17 protein-coding genes are annotated in these 19378 nt (G+C 72.2%); 8 read left to right on the top strand and 9 right to left on the bottom strand.

What is annotated here, in order from left to right:
- Positions 1–20: 20 nt before the first annotated feature.
- The 6 genes from ACIBO1_RS04990 to ACIBO1_RS04965 form a co-directional block, all read right to left on the bottom strand.
- Positions 21–839, bottom strand: coding sequence for an ATP-binding cassette domain-containing protein (locus ACIBO1_RS04990; RefSeq protein WP_396741609.1), 819 nt, complete (start codon positions 837–839; stop codon positions 21–23).
- Positions 840–941: 102 nt separating this feature from the next.
- Positions 942–2036, bottom strand: a complete 1095-nt coding sequence (locus tag ACIBO1_RS04985; RefSeq protein WP_396741607.1) for a sugar ABC transporter substrate-binding protein — start codon at positions 2034–2036, stop codon at positions 942–944.
- 197 nt (positions 2037–2233) lie between these two features.
- Positions 2234–2713 carry a Cys-tRNA(Pro) deacylase gene (gene ybaK / locus ACIBO1_RS04980; protein WP_396741605.1) on the bottom strand — a complete coding sequence of 160 codons (480 nt, stop codon included), beginning with the start codon at positions 2711–2713 and terminating at the stop codon, positions 2234–2236.
- Positions 2714–2847: 134 nt separating this feature from the next.
- The gene (locus ACIBO1_RS04975; protein WP_396741603.1) at positions 2848–4092 is read right to left on the bottom strand and encodes a methyltransferase domain-containing protein; all 1245 of its coding nucleotides are present in this window, start codon (positions 4090–4092) and stop codon (positions 2848–2850) included.
- Positions 4093–4701: 609 nt separating this feature from the next.
- Positions 4702–4893 carry a DUF397 domain-containing protein gene (locus ACIBO1_RS04970; protein WP_396741601.1) on the bottom strand — a complete coding sequence of 64 codons (192 nt, stop codon included), beginning with the start codon at positions 4891–4893 and terminating at the stop codon, positions 4702–4704.
- The gene (locus ACIBO1_RS04965) at positions 4884–5684 is read right to left on the bottom strand and encodes a helix-turn-helix domain-containing protein (protein WP_396741599.1); all 801 of its coding nucleotides are present in this window, start codon (positions 5682–5684) and stop codon (positions 4884–4886) included. Before ACIBO1_RS04965 ends, ACIBO1_RS04970 begins: the two co-directional genes overlap by 10 nt.
- A gap of 358 nt (positions 5685–6042) precedes the next feature.
- On the opposite strand from ACIBO1_RS04965, the gene groES reads away from it, so the two are divergent.
- From groES to ACIBO1_RS04950, 3 genes are all read left to right on the top strand, one after another.
- Positions 6043–6357 carry a co-chaperone GroES gene (gene groES / locus ACIBO1_RS04960; protein ID WP_089155197.1) on the top strand — a complete coding sequence of 105 codons (315 nt, stop codon included), beginning with the start codon at positions 6043–6045 and terminating at the stop codon, positions 6355–6357.
- A 70-nt stretch (positions 6358–6427) separates the two neighbouring features.
- The gene (gene groL, locus ACIBO1_RS04955) at positions 6428–8071 is read left to right on the top strand and encodes a chaperonin GroEL (protein ID WP_396741597.1); all 1644 of its coding nucleotides are present in this window, start codon (positions 6428–6430) and stop codon (positions 8069–8071) included.
- A 122-nt stretch (positions 8072–8193) separates the two neighbouring features.
- Entirely contained in the window at positions 8194–9774 is a 1581-nt protein-coding gene (locus ACIBO1_RS04950; RefSeq protein WP_396741595.1) for a molybdopterin-dependent oxidoreductase, read from the top strand.
- 57 nt (positions 9775–9831) lie between these two features.
- Here the strand turns inward: ACIBO1_RS04950 and ACIBO1_RS04945 are convergent, their stop codons facing one another.
- Complete coding sequence (locus ACIBO1_RS04945; RefSeq protein WP_396741593.1) at positions 9832–10215, bottom strand: WhiB family transcriptional regulator; 384 nt, start codon at positions 10213–10215, stop codon at positions 9832–9834.
- Positions 10216–10469: 254 nt separating this feature from the next.
- On the opposite strand from ACIBO1_RS04945, the gene ACIBO1_RS04940 reads away from it, so the two are divergent.
- A complete protein-coding gene (locus ACIBO1_RS04940) occupies positions 10470–11270 on the top strand; it encodes a response regulator transcription factor (protein WP_396741591.1) in 801 nt (266 codons plus the stop codon).
- A gap of 107 nt (positions 11271–11377) precedes the next feature.
- Here ACIBO1_RS04940 and ACIBO1_RS04935 read toward each other — a convergent pair whose 3' ends face one another.
- The gene (locus tag ACIBO1_RS04935) at positions 11378–11788 is read right to left on the bottom strand and encodes a DUF5319 domain-containing protein (RefSeq protein ID WP_396741589.1); all 411 of its coding nucleotides are present in this window, start codon (positions 11786–11788) and stop codon (positions 11378–11380) included.
- A 221-nt stretch (positions 11789–12009) separates the two neighbouring features.
- On the opposite strand from ACIBO1_RS04935, the gene guaB reads away from it, so the two are divergent.
- From guaB to ACIBO1_RS04920, 3 genes are all read left to right on the top strand, one after another.
- Positions 12010–13572 carry an IMP dehydrogenase gene (gene guaB / locus ACIBO1_RS04930; protein ID WP_350692768.1) on the top strand — a complete coding sequence of 521 codons (1563 nt, stop codon included), beginning with the start codon at positions 12010–12012 and terminating at the stop codon, positions 13570–13572.
- 36 nt (positions 13573–13608) lie between these two features.
- Positions 13609–14727 carry a GuaB3 family IMP dehydrogenase-related protein gene (locus ACIBO1_RS04925; RefSeq protein WP_350692766.1) on the top strand — a complete coding sequence of 373 codons (1119 nt, stop codon included), beginning with the start codon at positions 13609–13611 and terminating at the stop codon, positions 14725–14727.
- A 140-nt stretch (positions 14728–14867) separates the two neighbouring features.
- On the top strand, positions 14868–16286 hold the full coding sequence (locus ACIBO1_RS04920; RefSeq protein ID WP_396741586.1) for a M1 family metallopeptidase: 1419 nt from the start codon (positions 14868–14870) through the stop codon (positions 16284–16286).
- Positions 16287–16314: 28 nt separating this feature from the next.
- Here ACIBO1_RS04920 and ACIBO1_RS04915 read toward each other — a convergent pair whose 3' ends face one another.
- Positions 16315–17424, bottom strand: coding sequence for an LCP family protein (locus ACIBO1_RS04915; RefSeq protein ID WP_396741584.1), 1110 nt, complete (start codon positions 17422–17424; stop codon positions 16315–16317).
- Positions 17425–17607: 183 nt separating this feature from the next.
- On the opposite strand from ACIBO1_RS04915, the gene ACIBO1_RS04910 reads away from it, so the two are divergent.
- The gene (locus tag ACIBO1_RS04910) at positions 17608–19302 is read left to right on the top strand and encodes an FAD-dependent oxidoreductase (protein ID WP_396741582.1); all 1695 of its coding nucleotides are present in this window, start codon (positions 17608–17610) and stop codon (positions 19300–19302) included.
- The last annotated feature ends 76 nt before the right edge of the window (positions 19303–19378 follow it).

Genomic DNA, 19378 nt, shown 5'->3' with positions numbered 1-19378 from the left:
ATTCGCTCGCCGAGGCTCGCTCATGCCAGCCCTCCTGTGCTGCCGCTGGCGGGTGCTCCACCGTTGCCGTTGACGGCCGGTTCGGTGGCGAGCCCGAGCCCGCCGGAACGACCTGCGGTGATCAGCTCGACCACCTGCGAGTGCGTGATGTCGGTGGTCCTCACCTGGGCGACCATCTGGCCGAGATAGAGCGCGGCGATCCGGTCGGAGACGGCGAAGACGTCGTTCATGTTGTGCGAGATGAGCACCACGGCCAAACCGTTGTCGGCCAGCCGGCGGACCAGTTCGAGCACCTGGGCGGTCTGTGCGACGCCGAGCGCGGCGGTCGGCTCGTCCAGGATCACCAGCTTGCTGTTCCAGAGCACCGCCTTGGCGATCGCCACGGTCTGGCGCTGGCCGCCGGAGAGGCTGGAGACGTGCTGGCGCAGCGACTTGACGGTGCGTACGGAGAGCCCGGCGAGGGTCTCCGCGGCCATCTGCTCCATGGTCGGCTCGTCCAGCACGATGCCGCTGCGCTTCTCGCGCCCGAGGAACATGTTCTGCACGATGTCGAGGTTGTCGCAGAGCGCGAGGTCCTGGTAGACGACCTCGATGCCGAGCGAGGCGGCGTCCCGGGGGCTGTTGATGTGCACCGGGCGACCGTCGAAGACGAACTCGCCGGAGTCGGTGGGATAGATGCCGCTGATGCACTTGACCAGGGTCGACTTGCCGGCGCCGTTGTCGCCGACGAGCGCGGTCACCTCGCCCGGGTAGGCGGCGAAGGCGACGTCGCGCAGGACCTGGACGGGACCGAAACTCTTGTCGATCCCGCGTAGCTCCAGCAGTGGGGTCGCGGACACGGGGTTCTCCTTAGGCACGGAGGGAGATCGGGGCCCGTCCAGCGGCGTCGCGCCGCCCGGCACGGGGTTGCCGTGCCGGGCGGCGTCGCCTTGGCGGGTGGGTCAGCTGATGCCCGCTTCGGTGCAGAGCTTGGCGAAGTCGGCGGTGCAGACCTCTTCCTTGGTCACGTAGCCGTCGGCGATGACGTCCTTGACGTTCTCCTTGTAGATCGCCTTCGGGGTGAGCAGGACGCTGGCCACGTCGCGGCCGCTCTCCGGGTCCTTGACCGTCTGGCCGGTCTCCTTGCGCTCGCCCTTGGCCAGCGCGATGGCCAGCTCGGCGGCGGCGTCCGCCTCCTGCTTGACCGCCTTGTAGACGGTCATGCACTGGTCACCGGCGAGGATGTTCTGCAGACCCTGCGGGTCGGCGTCCTGGCCGGTCACCGGGACCTTGCCGTTGAGGTTGTTCTTCTTGAGCACCGAGATGGCGGCGTTGCCCAGGCCGTCGTTCGCGCTCAGCACGCCGTCGATCTTGCCGCCGGCCTTGGTGAGCTGCTGCTCGAAGATGGTGGCGGCCTGCGCGTTGTCCCAGTCCGGCACCGAGTCGTCGGCGGCCTGGGTGTACTCGCCCGAGTCGAACTTCGGCTTGAGGACCGAGTCGTACCCGTTCTTGAACAGGGTCGCGTTGTTGTCGGTCGGCGAGCCGTTCAGGTAGGCGATCGCCGGCTTCTCCACCTTGGCGTCGGTGAGGCACTTGACGAGGCCCTCGCCCTGGAGCTTGCCGACGGCCTCGTTGTCGAAGCTGACGTAGTACTCCGCCGAGCCGCCGAGGGTGAGGCGGTCGTAGTCGATCGTGGCGACGCCCTGCGACTTGGCCTTGTCGAGCACGGCCTTGCCGGTGCCGGAGTCCAGGTTGACGATCATCAGCGCGGTGACGCCGCTGGTGATCATCTGGTCGGCGATGGTCTGGAACGCGTTCTTGTCACCCTGGGCGTTCTGGATGGTCGCTTCGACGTTGGCGGCTTTGAACGCCTCCTCCAGGAACTTGCGGTCCGCGCTCTCCCAGCGGACCGAGGACTTGCTGTCCGGCAGGATCACCCCGATCTTCGGGGTCTTGTCGGAACCGGCCTGGTCGCCGCCGGAGTCGTCGCCGCAGGCCGTCAGGGAGCCGAGGGTCAGGAGACCCACGGCGCCGACGGCGAGGAAGCCCTTGCGCATCTGCAGGGTCCTTTCGAGGGTGGGGGAAGGTATCGGTGTTTGTTTTGTTGTGTCCGGCAACGTATTTCCCCCCACCCGCCAGCACAAGAGTGCGATGGCGATGAGTTTGTTGTCGGCGGTAACAATTCAGCAACGCCGACGACACCCGCCCGGTACGGGGCCGAGCGACGGTGCGTGAGTGCGCAGGTGGAGTGCGGTCAGCCGGTGGTCAGCGCGGCGGTGCGGGCCTCGGTGAGCGCCACGAGATCCGTGGGCGCCAATTCCACCTGGAGGCCCCGGCGGCCGGCCGACACGTACACGGTGGGGTGGGTCAGGGCGGACTCGTCGAGCACCGTCGGCAGCCGCTTGCGCTGGCCGAGCGGACTGATGCCGCCCCGCACGTACCCGGTGGCACGCTCGGCCACCGCGCGGTCGGCCAGCGCCGCCCGCTTACCGCCCACGGCGGAGGCCAGGGCCTTGAGGTCCAGCTCGCCGGTGACCGGCACCACCGCCACGGTCAGCGCACCGTCGACCTCGGTGACCAGCGTCTTGAAGACCCGCTCCGGCGCGACCGCGAGCGCTGCGGCGACCAACCCGCCGTAGTTGGCGGCGTCCGCCGGCACGTCGTACGGGTGGGTGCGGTGCGTGATCCGCCGCTTCGCCAGCAGCGCGATCGCCGGCGTACCCCGTCCCGCCATGCCCGCCAACCTAGTGCGCCGATCGTCCGGTGGGCCAGCGGCGGTCCGGTGTGGCCCGCCGGCGGTCCGGCGTCATCGCTGGCGTTCCGGTTGGAGCTGGCGGTCAGGTGCTCGCCGTGCGGTGATCCGGCGGATCAGGGCACCGGCTGGCAGACCAGCACCGTCGGGGTGTCGGCGACCCGGGTCAGCACCAGGCTGGCCGGCTGGTCACCGGCCAGCCGCAGGTCCCGCCGGAGCCGCTCCGGTTCCAGCGCGGAGCCCCGCTTGAGGATCTCCACCCGGCCGACCCGGCGCTCCCGCAGCAGCGCCCGCAGCCGCTTGAGCGAGAACGCCAGCACGTCGGTCACCTCCAGGCACCGGGCGTACGGGGTGGGGGTGGCCCGGTCGGCGTAGAGGTAGGCGATGCTCGGGTCGGCCAGCGAGGCGTCCAGGTCTTCGGCCAGCTCGGCGACCAGGTGCGCCCGCACCACCGCCGAATCCGGGTCGTAGACGAACCTGCGTACCGGCCCGACCGACGCCTGCGCCGTCCCCTGCCCGGTGAGCTGGTACACGCGCGGCCCGTCGCCGGGATGTAAGGAGGGGACCCCTGCTATGCACGAGGCGTTAGTAGGGGACCCCTCCTTGCACACGGTCGCGCGGCGCGGGTGCTCGGCGAGCGGGCCGCACCAGAGGGCTGCCTCGACCAGGTCGCCGTCGACGCCGACCCACTCGGCCTCGGCACCGGCCGGGATCAGCGCATGGTCGATCCCTGGCGCCACCTTCACCACTGTGCGCGGCACCCGTTCGGCGAGCCCGACGACGAAGTCCCAGGGCGGCGAGTACGCGTTCGGGTCGAAGATCCGGCGACCGGTGCCGGCCCGACGGCGGGCCGGATCGCAGAAGACCGCGTCGACCCGGGTCACGTCGAACGTGGTGGCGTCGCCGCACTCGACCGTGACGAGGTCGGCCACCCCGGCGGCGTGAGCGTTCGCCTCGGCGAGCGCGGCGGTGAGCGGGTCGGCCTCCACCGCGTACACCCGGATGCCGGCGCGGGCGGCGGCCAGCGCGTCGGCGCCCAACCCGCACCCCAGGTCCGCCAGGGTGCCCACCCCGGCCGCTCGCAGGCGGCGCGCCCGGCGATCCGCGACGACCCGGCGGGTGGCCTGCTCCAGACCGGGCCGGGTGAAGAACATGTCGCTCGCCTCCGGCCCGAACTTGCCGGTGGCGCGGCGGCGCAACTCCGCCTGGGTCAGTGCCGCCGCCGCCAGTCCGGCCGGCACCCCGGCCGCGCGGAGCGTGGCCGCCGCGTGCAGCGGGTCGCCGCCGGCCACCCGCCCCGCCGCGTCGAGCGCCGCCGACCCCTCGTCGGTACGCAACGCGGCAAACTGCTCCAGATCCACCCGCCCATTGTCCGGGCCGCCTTCCGTCCCCGCCCCGACCGCCCCCCGCCACTGCCCCCGCCACTGCCCCCGCCGCTGTCCCCGGCCGCTCCCGCCGCTGTCCCCGACCGGCGCTGTCCCCGCCCCGACCGTGGCCGACCGCCCCGCCCGGCGCTGTCCTGGTCATGATCGTGCTCGATCCAGGATCGAGTGGTCTCGCGGTCGCCTGGATACCACTCGATCCTGGATCGAGCGGCTGCGGGCGGTCGACGGGTTCCTCGCGGAGGCAGGTGACCTCGACACCGTTCGCGGCATCTCGTCCGCCCGCCGATCATGCGGCAGCCCGCCCATCGCCCCGCCGACCATGCGGCAGCCCGCCCATCGCCCCGTCGATCATGGAGTCGTGGCTCGTGCAAATGCCCCGGATCGGGGCGTTTCGTCGACCACAACTCCATGATCGACGAGGCGGGCGGGAGACGAGGCGACGGACGAGGGACGACGGGCGACGGGACGGCGGGACAGCGCGACAGCGGGACGGCGGCGAGGCGGCGGCAGGGCGATGGGAAGGCGGGGCGACGGCGGCGGCGGGTGCTGAGGGTGGTCCGCACCAGCATCAGCGCCGGGGCGTGGTCAGCGGGTGGGGTGGTGGGTGGTGACGAAGGCGTGCCAGGCGGCCGGGGTGAAGGTGAGCGCCGGGCCGGTCGGGTCCTTGCTGTCACGTACGGCGACGACGCCGGGCAGGTTGTCGGCTACCTCGACGCAGGCGCCGCCGTTGGCGTTACTGCGGGAGGACTTGCGCCAGGCGGCACGGGTCAGGTCCATGAGTTCGCCACTTCCTCGATCAGGCGGGCGGACTGCCGGCGCGGCAGCGCCTCACCGGCCACAGTCTCCCAACGCCGTCCGAGGCTGGCAAGCTCGTTCGGGCTGTCCACGGTGTGGCCCCGGAGCTGGTTGTCCAGGTGGGCCACCTCGGTGCCGTCGGCGAGCCGGGCCAGCACGAACGGACCGTGGAGCCCGATGTACCACGGCGTCTCGGCCGGCACGATCCGTACCTGGACGTGCGAATGGTCGGCGAGGGCGCGCAGGTGCTTCACCTGCTCGTACATGGTCGTGGGCTCGCCCACCTGCCGGCGCAGCGCCTGCTCGTCGAGCACCGCGACGAGCTGTGGCGGCTCCTCGCGGGCGAGGACCTTCTGCCGCGCCATCCGGGCCAGCACCCGCTTCTCGATCTGCTCGTCGGTCAGCGGCGGCCCGGCCCGCAGCATCGCTCGTGCGTACGCCTCGGTCTGGAGCAGGCCCGGCACCACCGTCGGGTCGTACCAGCGCAGCGCGATGGCCTCCCGCTCGATCTCGCCCCACGGTCGGAACCAGTCCGGCTCGGCGTGCAGCCGGATCAGCTCCAGCATCCCGACGAAGAGTCCGCCGGTCTCCAACACCTTGTCGAACCGGGCCAGGTAGTCGGCGCTGAGCTGGTTCTGCCCGGTCTCCATCGCGCTGATCGACGACGGAGCGTAGTTGACCATCTTGCCCAGTTCCTCCTGGCTGAGCCCGCGCAGCTTGCGGGCCCGGCGCAGTTGGTCGCGCAGGAAACCCAGGGTTGGCATGTCCGCCATCTGTCCGCCCTCCGTCACGTAGTCGCGCCGGAGAGTAAGGATTGGTCGTTCGGGGCGGAAGCGAGTGTCGGCGTGTCGCGGTCAACCGTGGCGAACGGTGGAGAAAGAGTGGCGCAAGAGTGCGGAAAGAGTGGCGACACGGGGTGGCGGGTTGGCACTCTCCTTGACGGAGTGCTAGCCGAGGAATAACCTGCGATTAGCACTCTCACCCTGAGGGTGCCAACGTCCGGGCCCTGCTGCCCGGGGGTTGAACGCCAGGCGGACCGGCACCCGCGACGACGGCCCCGCCCGGTGGCATGTGGCAATTGACGCCGGTCGGCATGCCGATCGGTAACGAAACCAAGTACCCCAGGAGGGTATGCCCGTGACTACCGCGACCAAGGTTGCGATCAAGCCGCTCGAGGACCGCATCGTGGTCCAGGCGAACGAGGCCGAGACCACCACCGCCTCGGGCATCGTGATCCCCGACACCGCCAAGGAGAAGCCGCAGGAGGGCACCGTCCTCGCTGTCGGCCCGGGCCGGATCGACGACAAGGGCAACCGCGTGCCGATCGACGTCTCCGTCGGCGACACCGTCCTCTACTCGAAGTACGGCGGCACCGAGGTCAAGTACGCCGGCGAGGAGTACCTGGTGCTCTCCGCCCGCGACGTCCTCGCGGTCATCGAGAAGTAACCAACCGATCAGTGACGTTGCCCCGGTCCGGCTCGCCGGGCCGGGGCAACGTCGCGTCGAAGGGACATTCATGGCGAAGATCCTGAGCTTCTCGGACGACGCCCGGCACCTGCTGGAGCACGGTGTCAACGCGCTCGCGGACGCGGTCAAGGTCACCCTCGGGCCGCGCGGGCGCAACGTCGTCCTGGACAAGAAATTCGGTGCGCCGACGATCACCAACGATGGTGTGACCATCGCCAAGGAGATCGAGCTCACCAACCCGTACGAGAACCTCGGCGCGCAGTTGGTCAAGGAGGTGGCGACCAAGACCAACGACGTCGCCGGCGACGGGACCACCACCGCGACCGTGCTGGCCCAGGCCATGGTCCGCGAGGGTCTGCGCAACGTCACCGCGGGTGCCAACCCGGCCGGCCTCAAGCGGGGCGTCGACGCGGCCTCCGCGAAGGTCTCCGAGGCGCTGCTCGGCAAGGCCGTCGAGGTCTCCGACAAGAAGGCCGTGGCGCACGTCGCGACGGTCTCCGCGCAGGACTCCACCATCGGTGAGCTGATCGCCGAGGCGATGGAGCGGGTCGGCCGCGACGGTGTGATCACCGTCGAGGAGGGCTCCGCCCTGCACACCGAGCTGGACGTGACCGAGGGTCTCCAGTTCGACAAGGGCTTCATCTCGCCGAACTTCGTCACCGACGCGGAGTCGCAGGAGTCCGTCCTTGAGGACGCGTACATCCTGATCACCACGCAGAAGATCTCGGCGATCGAGGAGCTGCTGCCGCTGCTGGAGAAGGTCCTCCAGAACAACAAGCCGCTGCTGATCGTCGCCGAGGACGTCGAGGGCCAGGCCCTGTCCACCCTGGTGGTGAACGCGATCCGCAAGACCCTCAAGGTCTGCGCGGTCAAGGCCCCCGGCTTCGGCGACCGTCGCAAGGCGATGCTCCAGGACATGGCGATCCTGACCGGTGCCGAGTTGGTCGCGCCCGAGCTGGGCTACAAGCTCGACCAGGTCGGCCTGGAGGTGCTGGGCACCGCCCGGCGCATCGTGGTCGACAAGGAGAACACCACGATCGTCGACGGTGGCGGTCAGGGCACCGAGGTTTCCGACCGGGTCGCCCAGATCCGCAAGGAGATCGAGGCGTCGGACTCCGAGTGGGACCGGGAGAAGCTCGCCGAGCGGCTGGCCAAGCTCTCCGGCGGCATCGCGGTGGTCAAGGTCGGCGCGGCCACCGAGGTCGAGATGAAGGAGCGCAAGCACCGCATCGAGGACGCCATCGCCGCGACCAAGGCTGCGGTCGAGGAGGGTACGGTCCCCGGCGGCGGTGCCGCCCTGGCCCAGATCCTGCCGGTGCTCGACGACGACCTGGGCTTCACCGGTGACGAGAAGGTCGGCGTCTCGATCGTGCGCAAGGCGCTGGTCGAGCCGCTGCGCTGGATCGCCCAGAACGCCGGCCACGACGGTTACGTGGTGGTGCAGAAGGTCATCGCCGCCGAGTGGGGCACCGGTCTCGACGCGGCCGTCGGCGAGTACGTCGACCTGGCCAAGGCGGGCATCATCGACCCGGTCAAGGTGACCCGTAACGCGGTCACCAACGCCGCGTCGATCGCCGGTCTGCTGCTCACCACCGAGAGCCTCGTGGTGGACAAGCCGAAGGAGGCGGAGCCCGCCGCCGGTGGTCACGGCCACGGCCACGGGCACGGCCACCAGCACGGCCCGGGTTTCTGACCCGAGGAGTACGTGGACGCGGGGCGCATCGTCGACGACGGTGCGCCCCGCGTGTGTTCCGGCCCGGTCACACCGGGTCGAGGTGACTACCGGGCGGGCGTCCGTTCGGAAACACTGGACCGGTGAGCAGTACGACTCCCCGGTACGCCGCCCTGGCCGGTGTCGCCGCCGCAGCGGCGGCCATCGGTGCCGCCGAAGTGGTGGCGGTGCTGACCGGCCCTCGTTCCGCCCCGCTGGTGGCGGTCGGTGGGCTGGTCGTGGACGCCGCCCCCGAGCCGGTGAAGCGGTTCGGCATCGCGGTCTTCGGCACGTACGACAAGATTGCCCTGCTGGTCGGGACGGCATTGCTGCTGGCCGCCTTCGCCGCCCTGCTGGGTGTGCTGGCCGTCCGCCGTCTGGTGGTCGGCCTGGCCGGTATCGCGGCGTTCGCCGCGCTGGGTGCCGGTGCGGCGCTGACCCGGGCCGACGCGGACGGACTGGACGCGCTGCCGTCGCTGGTCGGCGCGCTGGTCGGCGGCGTGACCCTCTGGGCGTTCGTCGCCGGTCCGCTGGAACTCGACCCATGGCCCTGGTCCCCGCCAATCGAGCAGCGTCCACCCACGCCGGACGGGGTGGGTCCGCAGCGTAGTGCCGACCCGGAGTCTCGGCGTCGGTTCCTCACCGGTGTCGGCGCGGTGCTCGGGGTGGCTGTCGTCGGCGGTGCGGCCGGGCGGTGGTGGGCCGGTCGACGTGGTGTCGCCGACGCGCGGGCGGCGGTCAGGCTGCCCGCCCCGGTCTCCGCCGCGCCGCCGCTGCCCGCCGGTGTCGACCTTCAGGTGCCGGGCCTGGCGTCCTTCGTCACCGAGAACCGGCGCTTCTATCGCATCGACACCGCGCTGGTCGTGCCGCAGGTGGATCCGGAGACGTGGCGGCTGCGCATCCACGGCCGGGTGCGCAACCCGGTGACGCTGAGCTTCGCGGACCTGCTGGCCCGGCCGATGGTGGAGCGGTACGTCACCCTGGCCTGCGTCTCGAACGAGGTCGGCGGCGACCTGATCGGCAACGCGCGGTGGCTCGGCGTGCCGCTCCGGGAGCTGCTCGACGAGGTGCAGCCGCTCGACGGCGCGGACCAGGTGGTCGGGCGCTCGGTGGACGGCTGGACCTGCGGCACCCCGACGGCGGTGCTGCGGGACGGGCGGGACGCGTTGCTCGCCGTCGGCATGAACGGCGAGCCGCTGCCGGTGGCGCACGGATTCCCCGCCCGGATGGTGGTGCCCGGCCTGTACGGCTACGTGTCGGCGTGCAAGTGGATCACCGAGCTGGAGTTGACCAGTTTCGCCGACTTCGACGCGTACTGGGTGCCTCGGGGCTGGTCCGCCGAAGGGCCGGTGAAGACGCAGTCGCGGATCGACACGCCCCGTCCGCGCCACCGTCCGGCCGCCGGCCCGGTCACCGTGGCCGGGGTGGCGTGGGCGCAGCACCGGGGCGTACGCCGGGTCGAGGTACGCGTCGACGGCGGGCCGTGGCAGGAGGCGGAGTTGGCGCCGACCGCCTCGGTGGACACCTGGGTGCAGTGGTCCTGGCGGTGGGAGGCGACGCCCGGCGAGCACACGCTCCAGGTCCGGGCGACGGACCGCACCGGCGAGACGCAGACCGGGCAGCGTCAGGCGGTGGCACCGGACGGCGCGACCGGCTGGCACTCGGTCACCCTGACGGTCGAGTGACGCACAGACCGACGCCGCGCTTCCGGGGGGCGGGAGCGCGGCGTCGGGGGCGTTCGGTCAGGCGACGTTGCGTTGGGGCGGGAGGGCCGCCCGGTGGGAGCTGCCCAGGCGGGCCTCCAACCGGTTGACGTCGACCCGGCTCTGCCGACGGTCGGCGAGGTCCTCCCAGCCGACCGCGAGCAGGCGCAGGCGCTCCGACTCGCTGAACCCACCCCACACGCCGTACGGCTCCCGCACGGCCAGCGCGTGGGCGGCGCACTCGGCGCGCACCGGGCAGGCGCGGCAGACGTTCTTGGCGGAGGACTCCCGCCGGAGCCGGGACGATCCGCGCTCGCCGTCGGGGTGGAAGAACTGTGCGCTGTCGCGGCCACGGCAGGAGCCGAGCCGCTGCCAGTCCCACAGGTCGATGATGGGTCCGGGCAGTCTACGTACGTTCGACATCTGCACCCCTCCTCTCGCGCGGCACCGCGAGATACTTCGTGGCCGGCTGTCCGGGCGGCGGGCCGCGCAGGCGCACCGTTCCCGGCCTGAGCCCCTCGGTACCCAGCCCCCTCTCGGCTCACACGTGTGTGATCCAAAACCTTTGGCAGATTGGGGCATATGCCCTATCTGTCGGAAAAGTTGGAAGAGTTGCCGGGAACCTCCTCCCGACCCCACCCGGTCATGGTCTGCTCGTGTGCGGAGAGGAGATCACAGTGCGTACGGTTCTCGTGTGCGTTCGGACGCCGCTCGCGGCGCAGCACCTGACCTCCGCGGCAGCGCGGTTGGGACTGTCGGGTGCGGTCCGAACGGCGGTCTCCGATCCGGAGGTGATGCTGCGGCTCGCCGAGCGCCCCGCCGACGTGGTGCTCGCCGACACCGCCATCACCCGGCCCGACAGCGCCGGCTTCGTCCGCCGGGTCCTGGCCCGCGCGCCGCAGGCCAGCGTGCTGCTGCTCGGTGCGGAGGAGTCCGAGGCGGCGGCGGCGACCATCAGCGCCGGTGCGCGCGGCCTTATCCAGGGCGTGGACCACGATCTCACCAGCGCGGTCGCCAAGGCGCTGCTGCTGCTGGCTGCCTCCGGTCGGGCCAACCGGCCCCGGATCGCCGACCCGGCACGGGACACCGCCGCTGTCGGCGGCCCCGGCCGCCCGGCCCCCGGCACCCGGCCCACCACCGGCGAGGCCGCGTCGGCCTGGCCGGGCGGTGACGCCGCCGGTGGCCCGGCGATGGTGCCGGTGCAGCGGGGCGACGACCCGGCCGAGCCGGACGCCGTCCCCGAGACCGGCAAGGCCGCCCCGGCGCGGGCCGACCGGTCCACCGTCGGCCTCACCGAACGGGAACTCCAGGTGCTGCTCGGCATGGCCGAGGGCAAGAGCAACGCCGAGATCGGCCGCGAGCTGTTCGTCTCCGAGGACACCGTGAAGACCCACGCCCGGCGGCTGTTCCGCAAGCTGGGCGCCCGGGACCGGGCACACGCGGTGGCCGCCGGCTTCCGGGCCGGCCTGGTCGCCTGAGCCCGACTGGTTAGCAGGGGGCCCCTGCTAACGCCTGGTGTATAGGAAGGGCCCCCTCCTTACCGGCCATCGGACGGTGGCTACGGCCCGGCGGCAGGCGGCGGGGATCACTCCCGGCCGGTGGACTCGTCCTCGGTGCCCTCGCTGAGGGTGTCGTGCACGCCGTCGGCGTATCCCCGGGCGTAGTCCCAGGTGACGTAGTGGTCCGGGTCGGGGTCGTAGGCCGGCTCGTGCACCCGGGGACGGCCCGAACTGAGCAGGTGACGCAGGTTGCCCCGGAGCAGGTCCCAGTCGAAGTAGTGCGGCTCCCGGCAGTCCTCACACTCGATGACGAGCCCGCGTACGCCGATCGGCGCCAACAGCGCCTGGTAGATCTCCAGATCGGCGAGGTCTTCCAGCACGTCCTGGCGTTCGACGTCGGTCAGCGGATCCAGCGGGGCGTCGCGACCGGGGCCGTCCAGATCGGCCGACGGGTCGGTCGGATCGCCGGTGAACGGGTCGATGGGCTCGTCGTGCACCCCCTCACCGTAGACCCAAGGCACGTCGGACGCCTGTCCCCCTTCGCGCAAGCCGACGTACCCCGGTGGGGGCGTCGCCACCTCGCCGCGCGGGCCGCCGGACGCGGGCACCACCCCGGCCACTGGGTACGATGGCCCTGACGCACCCTCGCCCGGCGCTCGCCGGTGCCCACCCGTGCCACCTCGCTGAAGCCCCGTTCGACCAGCTCAGGAGAGCAATCGTGGAGAATTCGCCTCGTTCCGACCTTTTCGCCGGCGCCGAGGGTGGCGAGCTGGGCGGCCATCTGCCCGAGCTGCCGGCCGGCTCCGCCCGGGTGGTGCCGCTGGGGCTGACCTTCGACGACGTGTTGCTCCAGCCCGGCGAGTCGGACGTGGTGCCGAGCCGGGTGAACACGGTCACTCGGCTGACCCGCAACGTGACGCTCTCCATCCCGCTGCTCTCCAGCGCGATGGACACCGTCACCGAGGCGCGGATGGCGATCGCCATGGCCCGCCAGGGCGGCATCGGCGTGCTGCACCGCAACCTCTCGGTCGAGGACCAGGCGCTCCAGGTCGACCTGGTCAAGCGCTCCGAGTCCGGCATGATCACCAACCCGGTGACCGCCAGCCCGGACGACACGCTGCGCGAGGTGGACCAGCTCTGCGGGCGCTACCGCATCTCCGGTGTGCCGGTGGTGGACGGGCAGGGCCAGCTCGTGGGCATCGTCACCAACCGCGACATGCGCTTCGTCTCCGACCCGGCCACCCCGGTGCGCGACATCATGACCCGCGCGCCGCTGGTCACCGCGTCGGTCGGGGTGAGCAAGGAGGACGCGCTCGACCTGCTGCGCCAGCACAAGGTGGAGAAGCTGCCGATCGTCGACGGCTCCGGCAAGCTGCGCGGGCTGATCACCGTCAAGGACTTCACCAAGAGCGAGCAGTACCCGAGCGCCACCAAGGACGACGCGGGCCGGCTGCGGGTGGCCGCCGCGATCGGCGTGGGCGAGGACTCGTACAAGCGGGCCCGCGCGCTCGTCGACGCCGGGGTCGACGTGATCATCGTGGATACCGCGCACGGGCACCAGCGCGCCGTGCTGGAGATGGTCAGCCGGCTCAAGAAGGACGTCGCGATCGACATCGTCGGCGGCAACGTGGCGACCTACGCCGGTGCGAAGGCCCTGGTCGACGCCGGTGCCGACGGCGTCAAGGTGGGCGTCGGCCCGGGTGCCATCTGCACCACCCGGATCGTGGCCGGCGTCGGCGTGCCGCAGATCACGGCGATCATGGAGGCCGCCCGGGCGGCCCGCCCGGCCGGTGTGCCGGTGATCGGCGACGGCGGCATTCAATACTCCGGCGACATCGCCAAGGCGCTGGTCTCCGGCGCCGACACGGTGATGCTCGGCAGCCTGCTGGCCGGCTGCGAGGAGAGCCCGGGTGAGCTGATCTTCGTCAACGGCAAGCAGTTCAAGGCGTACCGCGGCATGGGTTCGCTCGGCGCCATGCAGTCCCGGGGCCAGGCCAAGTCGTACTCCAAGGACCGTTACTTCCAGCAGGACGTGACCAGCGACGAGAAGCTGGTCCCGGAGGGCGTCGAGGGCCAGGTTCCCTACCGTGGGCCGCTCGCCCGGGTGGCCCACCAGCTCGTCGGCGGCCTACGGCTGGCGATGGGGTACGCGGGCGCGGAGAGCATCGTCGAGCTGCACGAGCGCGGTCAGCTCATCCGGATCACGGCGGCCGGGCTCAAGGAGAGCCACCCGCACGACATCCAGATGACCGTCGAGGCCCCCAACTACCACACCCGCTGACACCCCCCTCCACCCCCGAAGACATCTGGAGTCCCCATGCGTGACGTGGTCGAGATCGGGCTGGGCAAGACCGCGCAGCGCGGCTACCACCTGGACGACATCGCGATCGTGCCGAGCCGCCGCACCCGGGACGTCGACGACGTCTCCACCGGTTGGCAGCTCGACGCGTACCAGTTCGGCATCCCCTGTGTCGGGCACCCCTCCGACGCGACGATGAGCCCGGCCTCGGCGGTCCGGCTCGGCGAGCTGGGCGGCCTCGGCGTGCTCAACGTCGAGGGGCTGTGGACGCGGTACGAGAACCCGACCAAGGTGCTGGAGGAGCTGGCCGACCTCGGCGAGGACGCCCGCGCCACGAAGCGCCTCCAGGAGGTCTACGCCGAGCCGATCCGGCCCGACCTGATCACCGAGCGGGTCCGGGAGCTGCGGGAGGGCGGCAGCACGGTGGCCGTCCGGGTGTCCCCCCAGCACACCCTGGCGCTGGCTCCGGTCATCCTCGACGCGGGCGTCGACCTCCTGGTCATCCAGGGCACGATCGTCTCGGCCGAGCACGTCTCGACCACCGACGAACCGCTCAACCTCAAGGAGTTCATCGCCGACCTGGACCTGCCGGTCATCGTCGGCGGTTGCACCGACTACAAGACCGCGCTGCACCTGATGCGGACCGGTGCGGCGGGCGTGATCGTCGGCATCGGCGGGGACGAGTGGTCCACCACCGAGTCGGTGCTCGGCATCCGGGTGCCGATGGCCACCGCGATCGCCGACGCCGCCGCGGCACGCCGGGACTACCTGGACGAGACCGGTGGCCGGTACGTGCACCTGATCGCCGACGGCGACATCCGTACCTCCGGTGACATCGCCAAGGCGCTCGGCTGCGGTGCCGACGCGGTGATGCTCGGCGAGCCGCTGTCGCTCTGCGCCGAGGCGCCGGCCGGTGGGGCCTGGTGGCACTCGGCGGCCAGCCACCCGTCGCTGCCCCGGGGTGCGTTCGAGGTGGCCGGTGAGCCGCTGGGCTCGATGGAGCGGCTGCTGTTCGGCCCCGCCGACGAGCCCGACGGCCAGCTCAACCTCTTCGGCGGCCTGCGCCGGGCGATGGCCAAGTGCGGTTACCGCGATCTCAAGGAGTTCCAGCGCGTCGGCCTGGTCCTCGACCGCTGACGCTCCCTCCCGCCGCGCGCCCGCCGTCCCGTCGCTCCGTCGATCATGGAGTTGTGGCACGTGAGCTGTGCTGATTTCGCACGGTTCGCCACCGCCACAACTCCATGATCGATCACCTGGGCGGCGGTAGGCTCTGGCGGATGAGCAGGGGTTCGGTGCGGCGGTGGCGGGCTGGCGTGGTGGCCGTGGTGGCCGCTGTGGGGCTGGTGAGCTGCACCGGTGACCGCGAACCTGCGGACCGGGACGGTTTCCGGGCGGGCAGCGTCGACCTGGCCGACCCGTACGTGCCGGGCAGCGGCAACGGCGGGTACGACGTGGACCACTACCGGTTGGTGGTGCGCTACGACCCGGCCGACGACCGGCTCACCGGCCGGGCCGAGGTGAGGGCGACCGCGACCCACGGGCTGTCCCGCTTCAACCTGGACCTGACCGGCCTGTCGGTCGACACGGTCACCGTGGACGGCGCACCGGCGCAGCACCGGCACGCCGACGGTGAGCTGACCGTCACCCCGCGACGGGGACTTCCCGAGGGCAGCCGGTTCACGGTCGACGTGACGTACGCCGGTGTGCCGCAGCCGATCGCCGACAACGTGTTGGGCAGCGGCGGCTTCCAGCACACCGACGACGGCGCGATCGCGCTCGGTCAGCCACGCTCGGCGTCGACCTGGTTCCCGGTCAACGACCACCCCTCCGACAAGGCCACGTACGACATCGAGGTGACCGTCCCGGACGGCCTCGCCGCGTTGAGCAACGGGGTGCCGGGGGAGCGGACCAGCGCGGACGGCTGGACCACCTGGCGGTGGGCGGAGCGGTCGCCGATGGCGAGCTACCTGACCACGCTGGTGATCGGTGACTACCGGGTCGAGACCGGCACGCACGGCGGAAAGCCACTGGTGACCGCCGTGCCGACCGGGATGCCCGCCTCCGGTCCGCAGGCCCGGTCACTGGCGCGCACCGGCGAGATCGCCGACTTCCTGGCCGGGCGCTTCGGGCCGTACCCGTTCGAGGCGTACGGCGGGGTGGTGGTCGACGACAGCCGCATCGGGTACGCGCTGGAGACGCAGTCCCGGCCGGTCTACGGGCCGGGCTTCTTCCGTGAGGGCGAACCGAACTACGCGGTGGTCGCGCACGAGCTGGCCCACCAGTGGTTCGGCAACAGCGTGGCGCTGGCCCGCTGGGGCGACATCTGGCTCAACGAGGGCTTCGCCAGCTACGCCGAGTGGCTGTGGGCGGAGCACGACGGTGGGCGTACCGCCCAGCGCAGCTTCGAAATCCAGTACGCCGACACCGACTGGTCGCGGCCCACCCTCGACCCCGGTCCGGGTCAGATGTTCAGCACCGCCGTCTACAAGCGCGGGGCGCTGGTGGTGCACGCGTTGCGCCGTACGGTGGGCGACGACGCCTTCTTCGAGATCCTGCGCTCCTGGACCACGGAACGCCGGGACGGCACCGCCACCACCAGCGACTTCGTCGCCCTGGCCGAGCGGGTCTCCCAGCGGTCGCTGGGCGCCTTCTTCGACACCTGGCTCACCGGCACCACCCCGCCCGGCCTGCCCTGACCGCCGAGCACGGGGCCCCGGTGGCCGCTCACGGCACGGTGAGCTTCGGGTGCTCGGCGAGGTACGCGTCCGCCCGTCCGGCGCGCAGCGCGGTCAGGAACCGGCGACCGACGGTGGTCAGTTCCTCGCCCCGGTACGCGCCGCCCCGGCCGACCGACGCCCCGGGCAGGCCGACCAGCGTGAGCGTCTCCGGTGACAGCGTGCTGAGCGCGTACGCGAACTCCCCGATCCGCCGCCCGCCGACATAGACCATGGCGTCGCCGAGTGCGGCGACCACCTGCTCGACGCGCTGTGGTTGCCGGGCCAGGTCGTCGGCGAGGATCCTGCCGATCAGCGCCCGGACGAGTTGCTGCTGGTGGCGCTGCCGGGTGTAGTCGCCGCCGGGCAGGTAGCGCTGGCGTGCGTAGTCCAGCGCCTGCCAGCCGGTGAGGTGCCGGTCGCCCGGCTCGTAGACCATCCTCGGGCCGACGTAGCCGCCGACGCCCGGGCCGGGTTGGCGGTGCTTGCCGTCCGGCTGGCGGTGCCGGGAGACGACCCGCTGGTCGACCCGGATGTCCACCCCGCCGAGGCTGTCCACCAGCTTGTCGAAGCCGCCGAAGGTGAGCACCGCGCCCGCGTCGATGCGCAGCCCGGTGTACTCGCTGACGGTGCGGCGCAGCAACTCGTACCCCTGGGCCGGGTCGGGCTTGTTCGGTCGGCCCGGGACCCGGCTGCCGTTGCTCATCGCGTGGGTGAGTTTGGTCCGCCCGCCCCGGTAGTCGGCGGCCGGGAACGCCGGGATGTCCACCAGCAGGTCGCGGGGGAGCGAGAAGAGGTACCCCCGGGACAGCCCGGCCGGCACGTGCAGCACCAGGACGGCGTCGGCGTTCGGCTGCCAGCCGGGCACGCTGACCCGGGTGTCGATGCCGACCAGCAGCAGGTTGAGCGGGCCGGTGATGTCGGCGCCGGGTGGTGGCGTACTCGGGACGGGGCTGGGCGACGCGGTCGGCGAGGTGGCGACGTCGGTGGGCGCGGCGGCCGGCGCGCGGTCGTCGCGGACCGTCCGGGCCACCGCCACCGCGCCGACGGCCACCACCGCCACCGTGACCAGGCCGGCCACCGCCAGTGTCAGCCGTCTACGTTCTCCTCCGAACGCCATCCCCCGCCTCCTCCTGCGATGCCGGGCCGCCGCCGCGCGACGGACCGGAACTGCCTCCGACCGGTCCGCGGGCGTCCGGGACGGCGTCGTGGCACGCGTCGGGCCCACGGCGGTCGGGTGCGCTGCATGATGGCGCGAAAACCGCGCCTGGCGCGAGATCTACTCACGAGTAATGATGCCTGCATGCGGTACGACGTGGTCGTGATCGGATCCGGCTTCGGTGGCAGCGTCGCCGCGCTGCGGCTGGCCGAGAAGGGCTACTCGGTCGGCGTGCTGGAGGCCGGCCGGCGGTTCGCCGACGACGAGTTCCCCCGGACCTCGTGGCGGCTGCGCCGGTTCCTCTGGGCGCCCCGGCTGGGCTGCTTCGGCCTGCAACGTCTCACCCTGCTGCGCGCCGCCGACCGCCGAGTCGGCGGCGGGGTGCTGGTGCTGTCCGGAGCCGGTGTCGGCGGCGGGTCGCTGGTCTACGCCAACACGCTCTACGAGCCGCTGGACGCGTTCTACGACGATCCCCAGTGGCGGAATCTCACGGACTGGCGCGCCGAGCTGGCCCCGCACTACGACCAGGCGAAGCGGATGCTCGGGGTGACCGCGTACCCGCTGGTCACCCCGGCGGACCGGGTGATGCGGCGGGTGGCCGGGCGGATGGGGGTGGGGCACACCGTGCACGCCACCCCGGTCGGCGTGCACATCGGGCGGCCCGGCGAGTCGGTCGCCGACCCGTACTTCGGGGGTGCCGGTCCCACCCGCACCGGCTGTACGCACTGCGGCGCCTGCATGACCGGCTGCCGTCACGGCGCGAAGAACACGCTGGTCAAGAACTATCTCTGGTTGGCCGAGCGGCTCGGTGCCGAGGTGCACCCGCTGACCACGGTGACCGCGGTCCGGCCGGTCGAGGGCGGCTACCGGGTGCACACCGAGCACAGCGGGGCCTGGCTGCGGCGGCGTCGGCAGGTGATCGACGCCGACCAGGTGGTCTTCGCCGCCGGTGCGCTGGGCACCCAGCGGCTGCTGCACGAGATGCGGGCGGTCGGCGCGCTGCCCGGACTCTCACCCCGCCTCGGTGAGCTGACCCGCACCAACTCGGAGGCGATCCTCGGCGCCTCGATGTCCCGCAGGCAGGCCCGGGCGCGCGGGGTCGACCTCACCGAGGGGGTGGCGATCACCAGTTCGTTCCACCCCGACCCGCAGACCCACGTCGAGCCGGTCCGGTACGGGCGGGGCGCGAACGCCATGGGGCTGCTCCAGACGCTGCTGGTCGAGGGCGGGCCGCACCGGGTCCGTCGCTGGGTGGGGCAGCTCGTCCGGCATCCCGGCCGGGCCGCGCGGATGCTCTCCGTACGCGGCTGGTCGCAACGCACCGTGATCGCGCTGGTCATGCAGGCGGTGGACAACTCGCTGACCACCCGGTGGCGGCGCGGTCCGCTCGGTGGCCGGCTGGTCTCCGGCCCCGGTCACGGCGCACCGAACCCGACCTGGATCCCCGCCGGTCACCGGGCCGCCCGACTACTGGCGGAGGAGATCGACGGTACGCCGGGCGGCGCGCTGACCGAGCCGTTCGACATCCCGATGACCGCGCACATCCTGGGCGGTGCGGTCATCGGCGCGTCTCCCGCCGACGGGGTGGTCGACCCGTACCACCGGGTCTTCGGCCACCCGGGGCTGCACGTGCTGGACGGTGCCGCCGTCTCGGCCAACCTCGGGGTCAACCCGTCGCTGACCATCGCCGCCCAGGCCGAACGCGCGACGTCGCTCTGGCCCAACCGGGGCGAGGCGGACCCTCGTCCACCGCTCGGCGCGCCGTACCGCCGGCTCGCGACGGTCCGCCCGCACCGTCCGGCGGTGCCGCCCGGCGCGCCGGGTGCCCTGCCCGACTAGGGCGGCTTCTGGCCGCCTCGACGCCGGTCACGCGACGGTCGGTGGGAGCACGCAGGGCGCGGCCAGGCCGACCGGT

Origin of the sequence: Micromonospora sp. NPDC049903, from assembly GCF_044460945.1 — a bacterium.
In the GTDB taxonomy this organism is placed as follows: Bacteria; Actinomycetota; Actinomycetes; order Mycobacteriales; family Micromonosporaceae; genus Micromonospora.
This window is presented reverse-complemented; position numbering and strand designations above follow the sequence as displayed.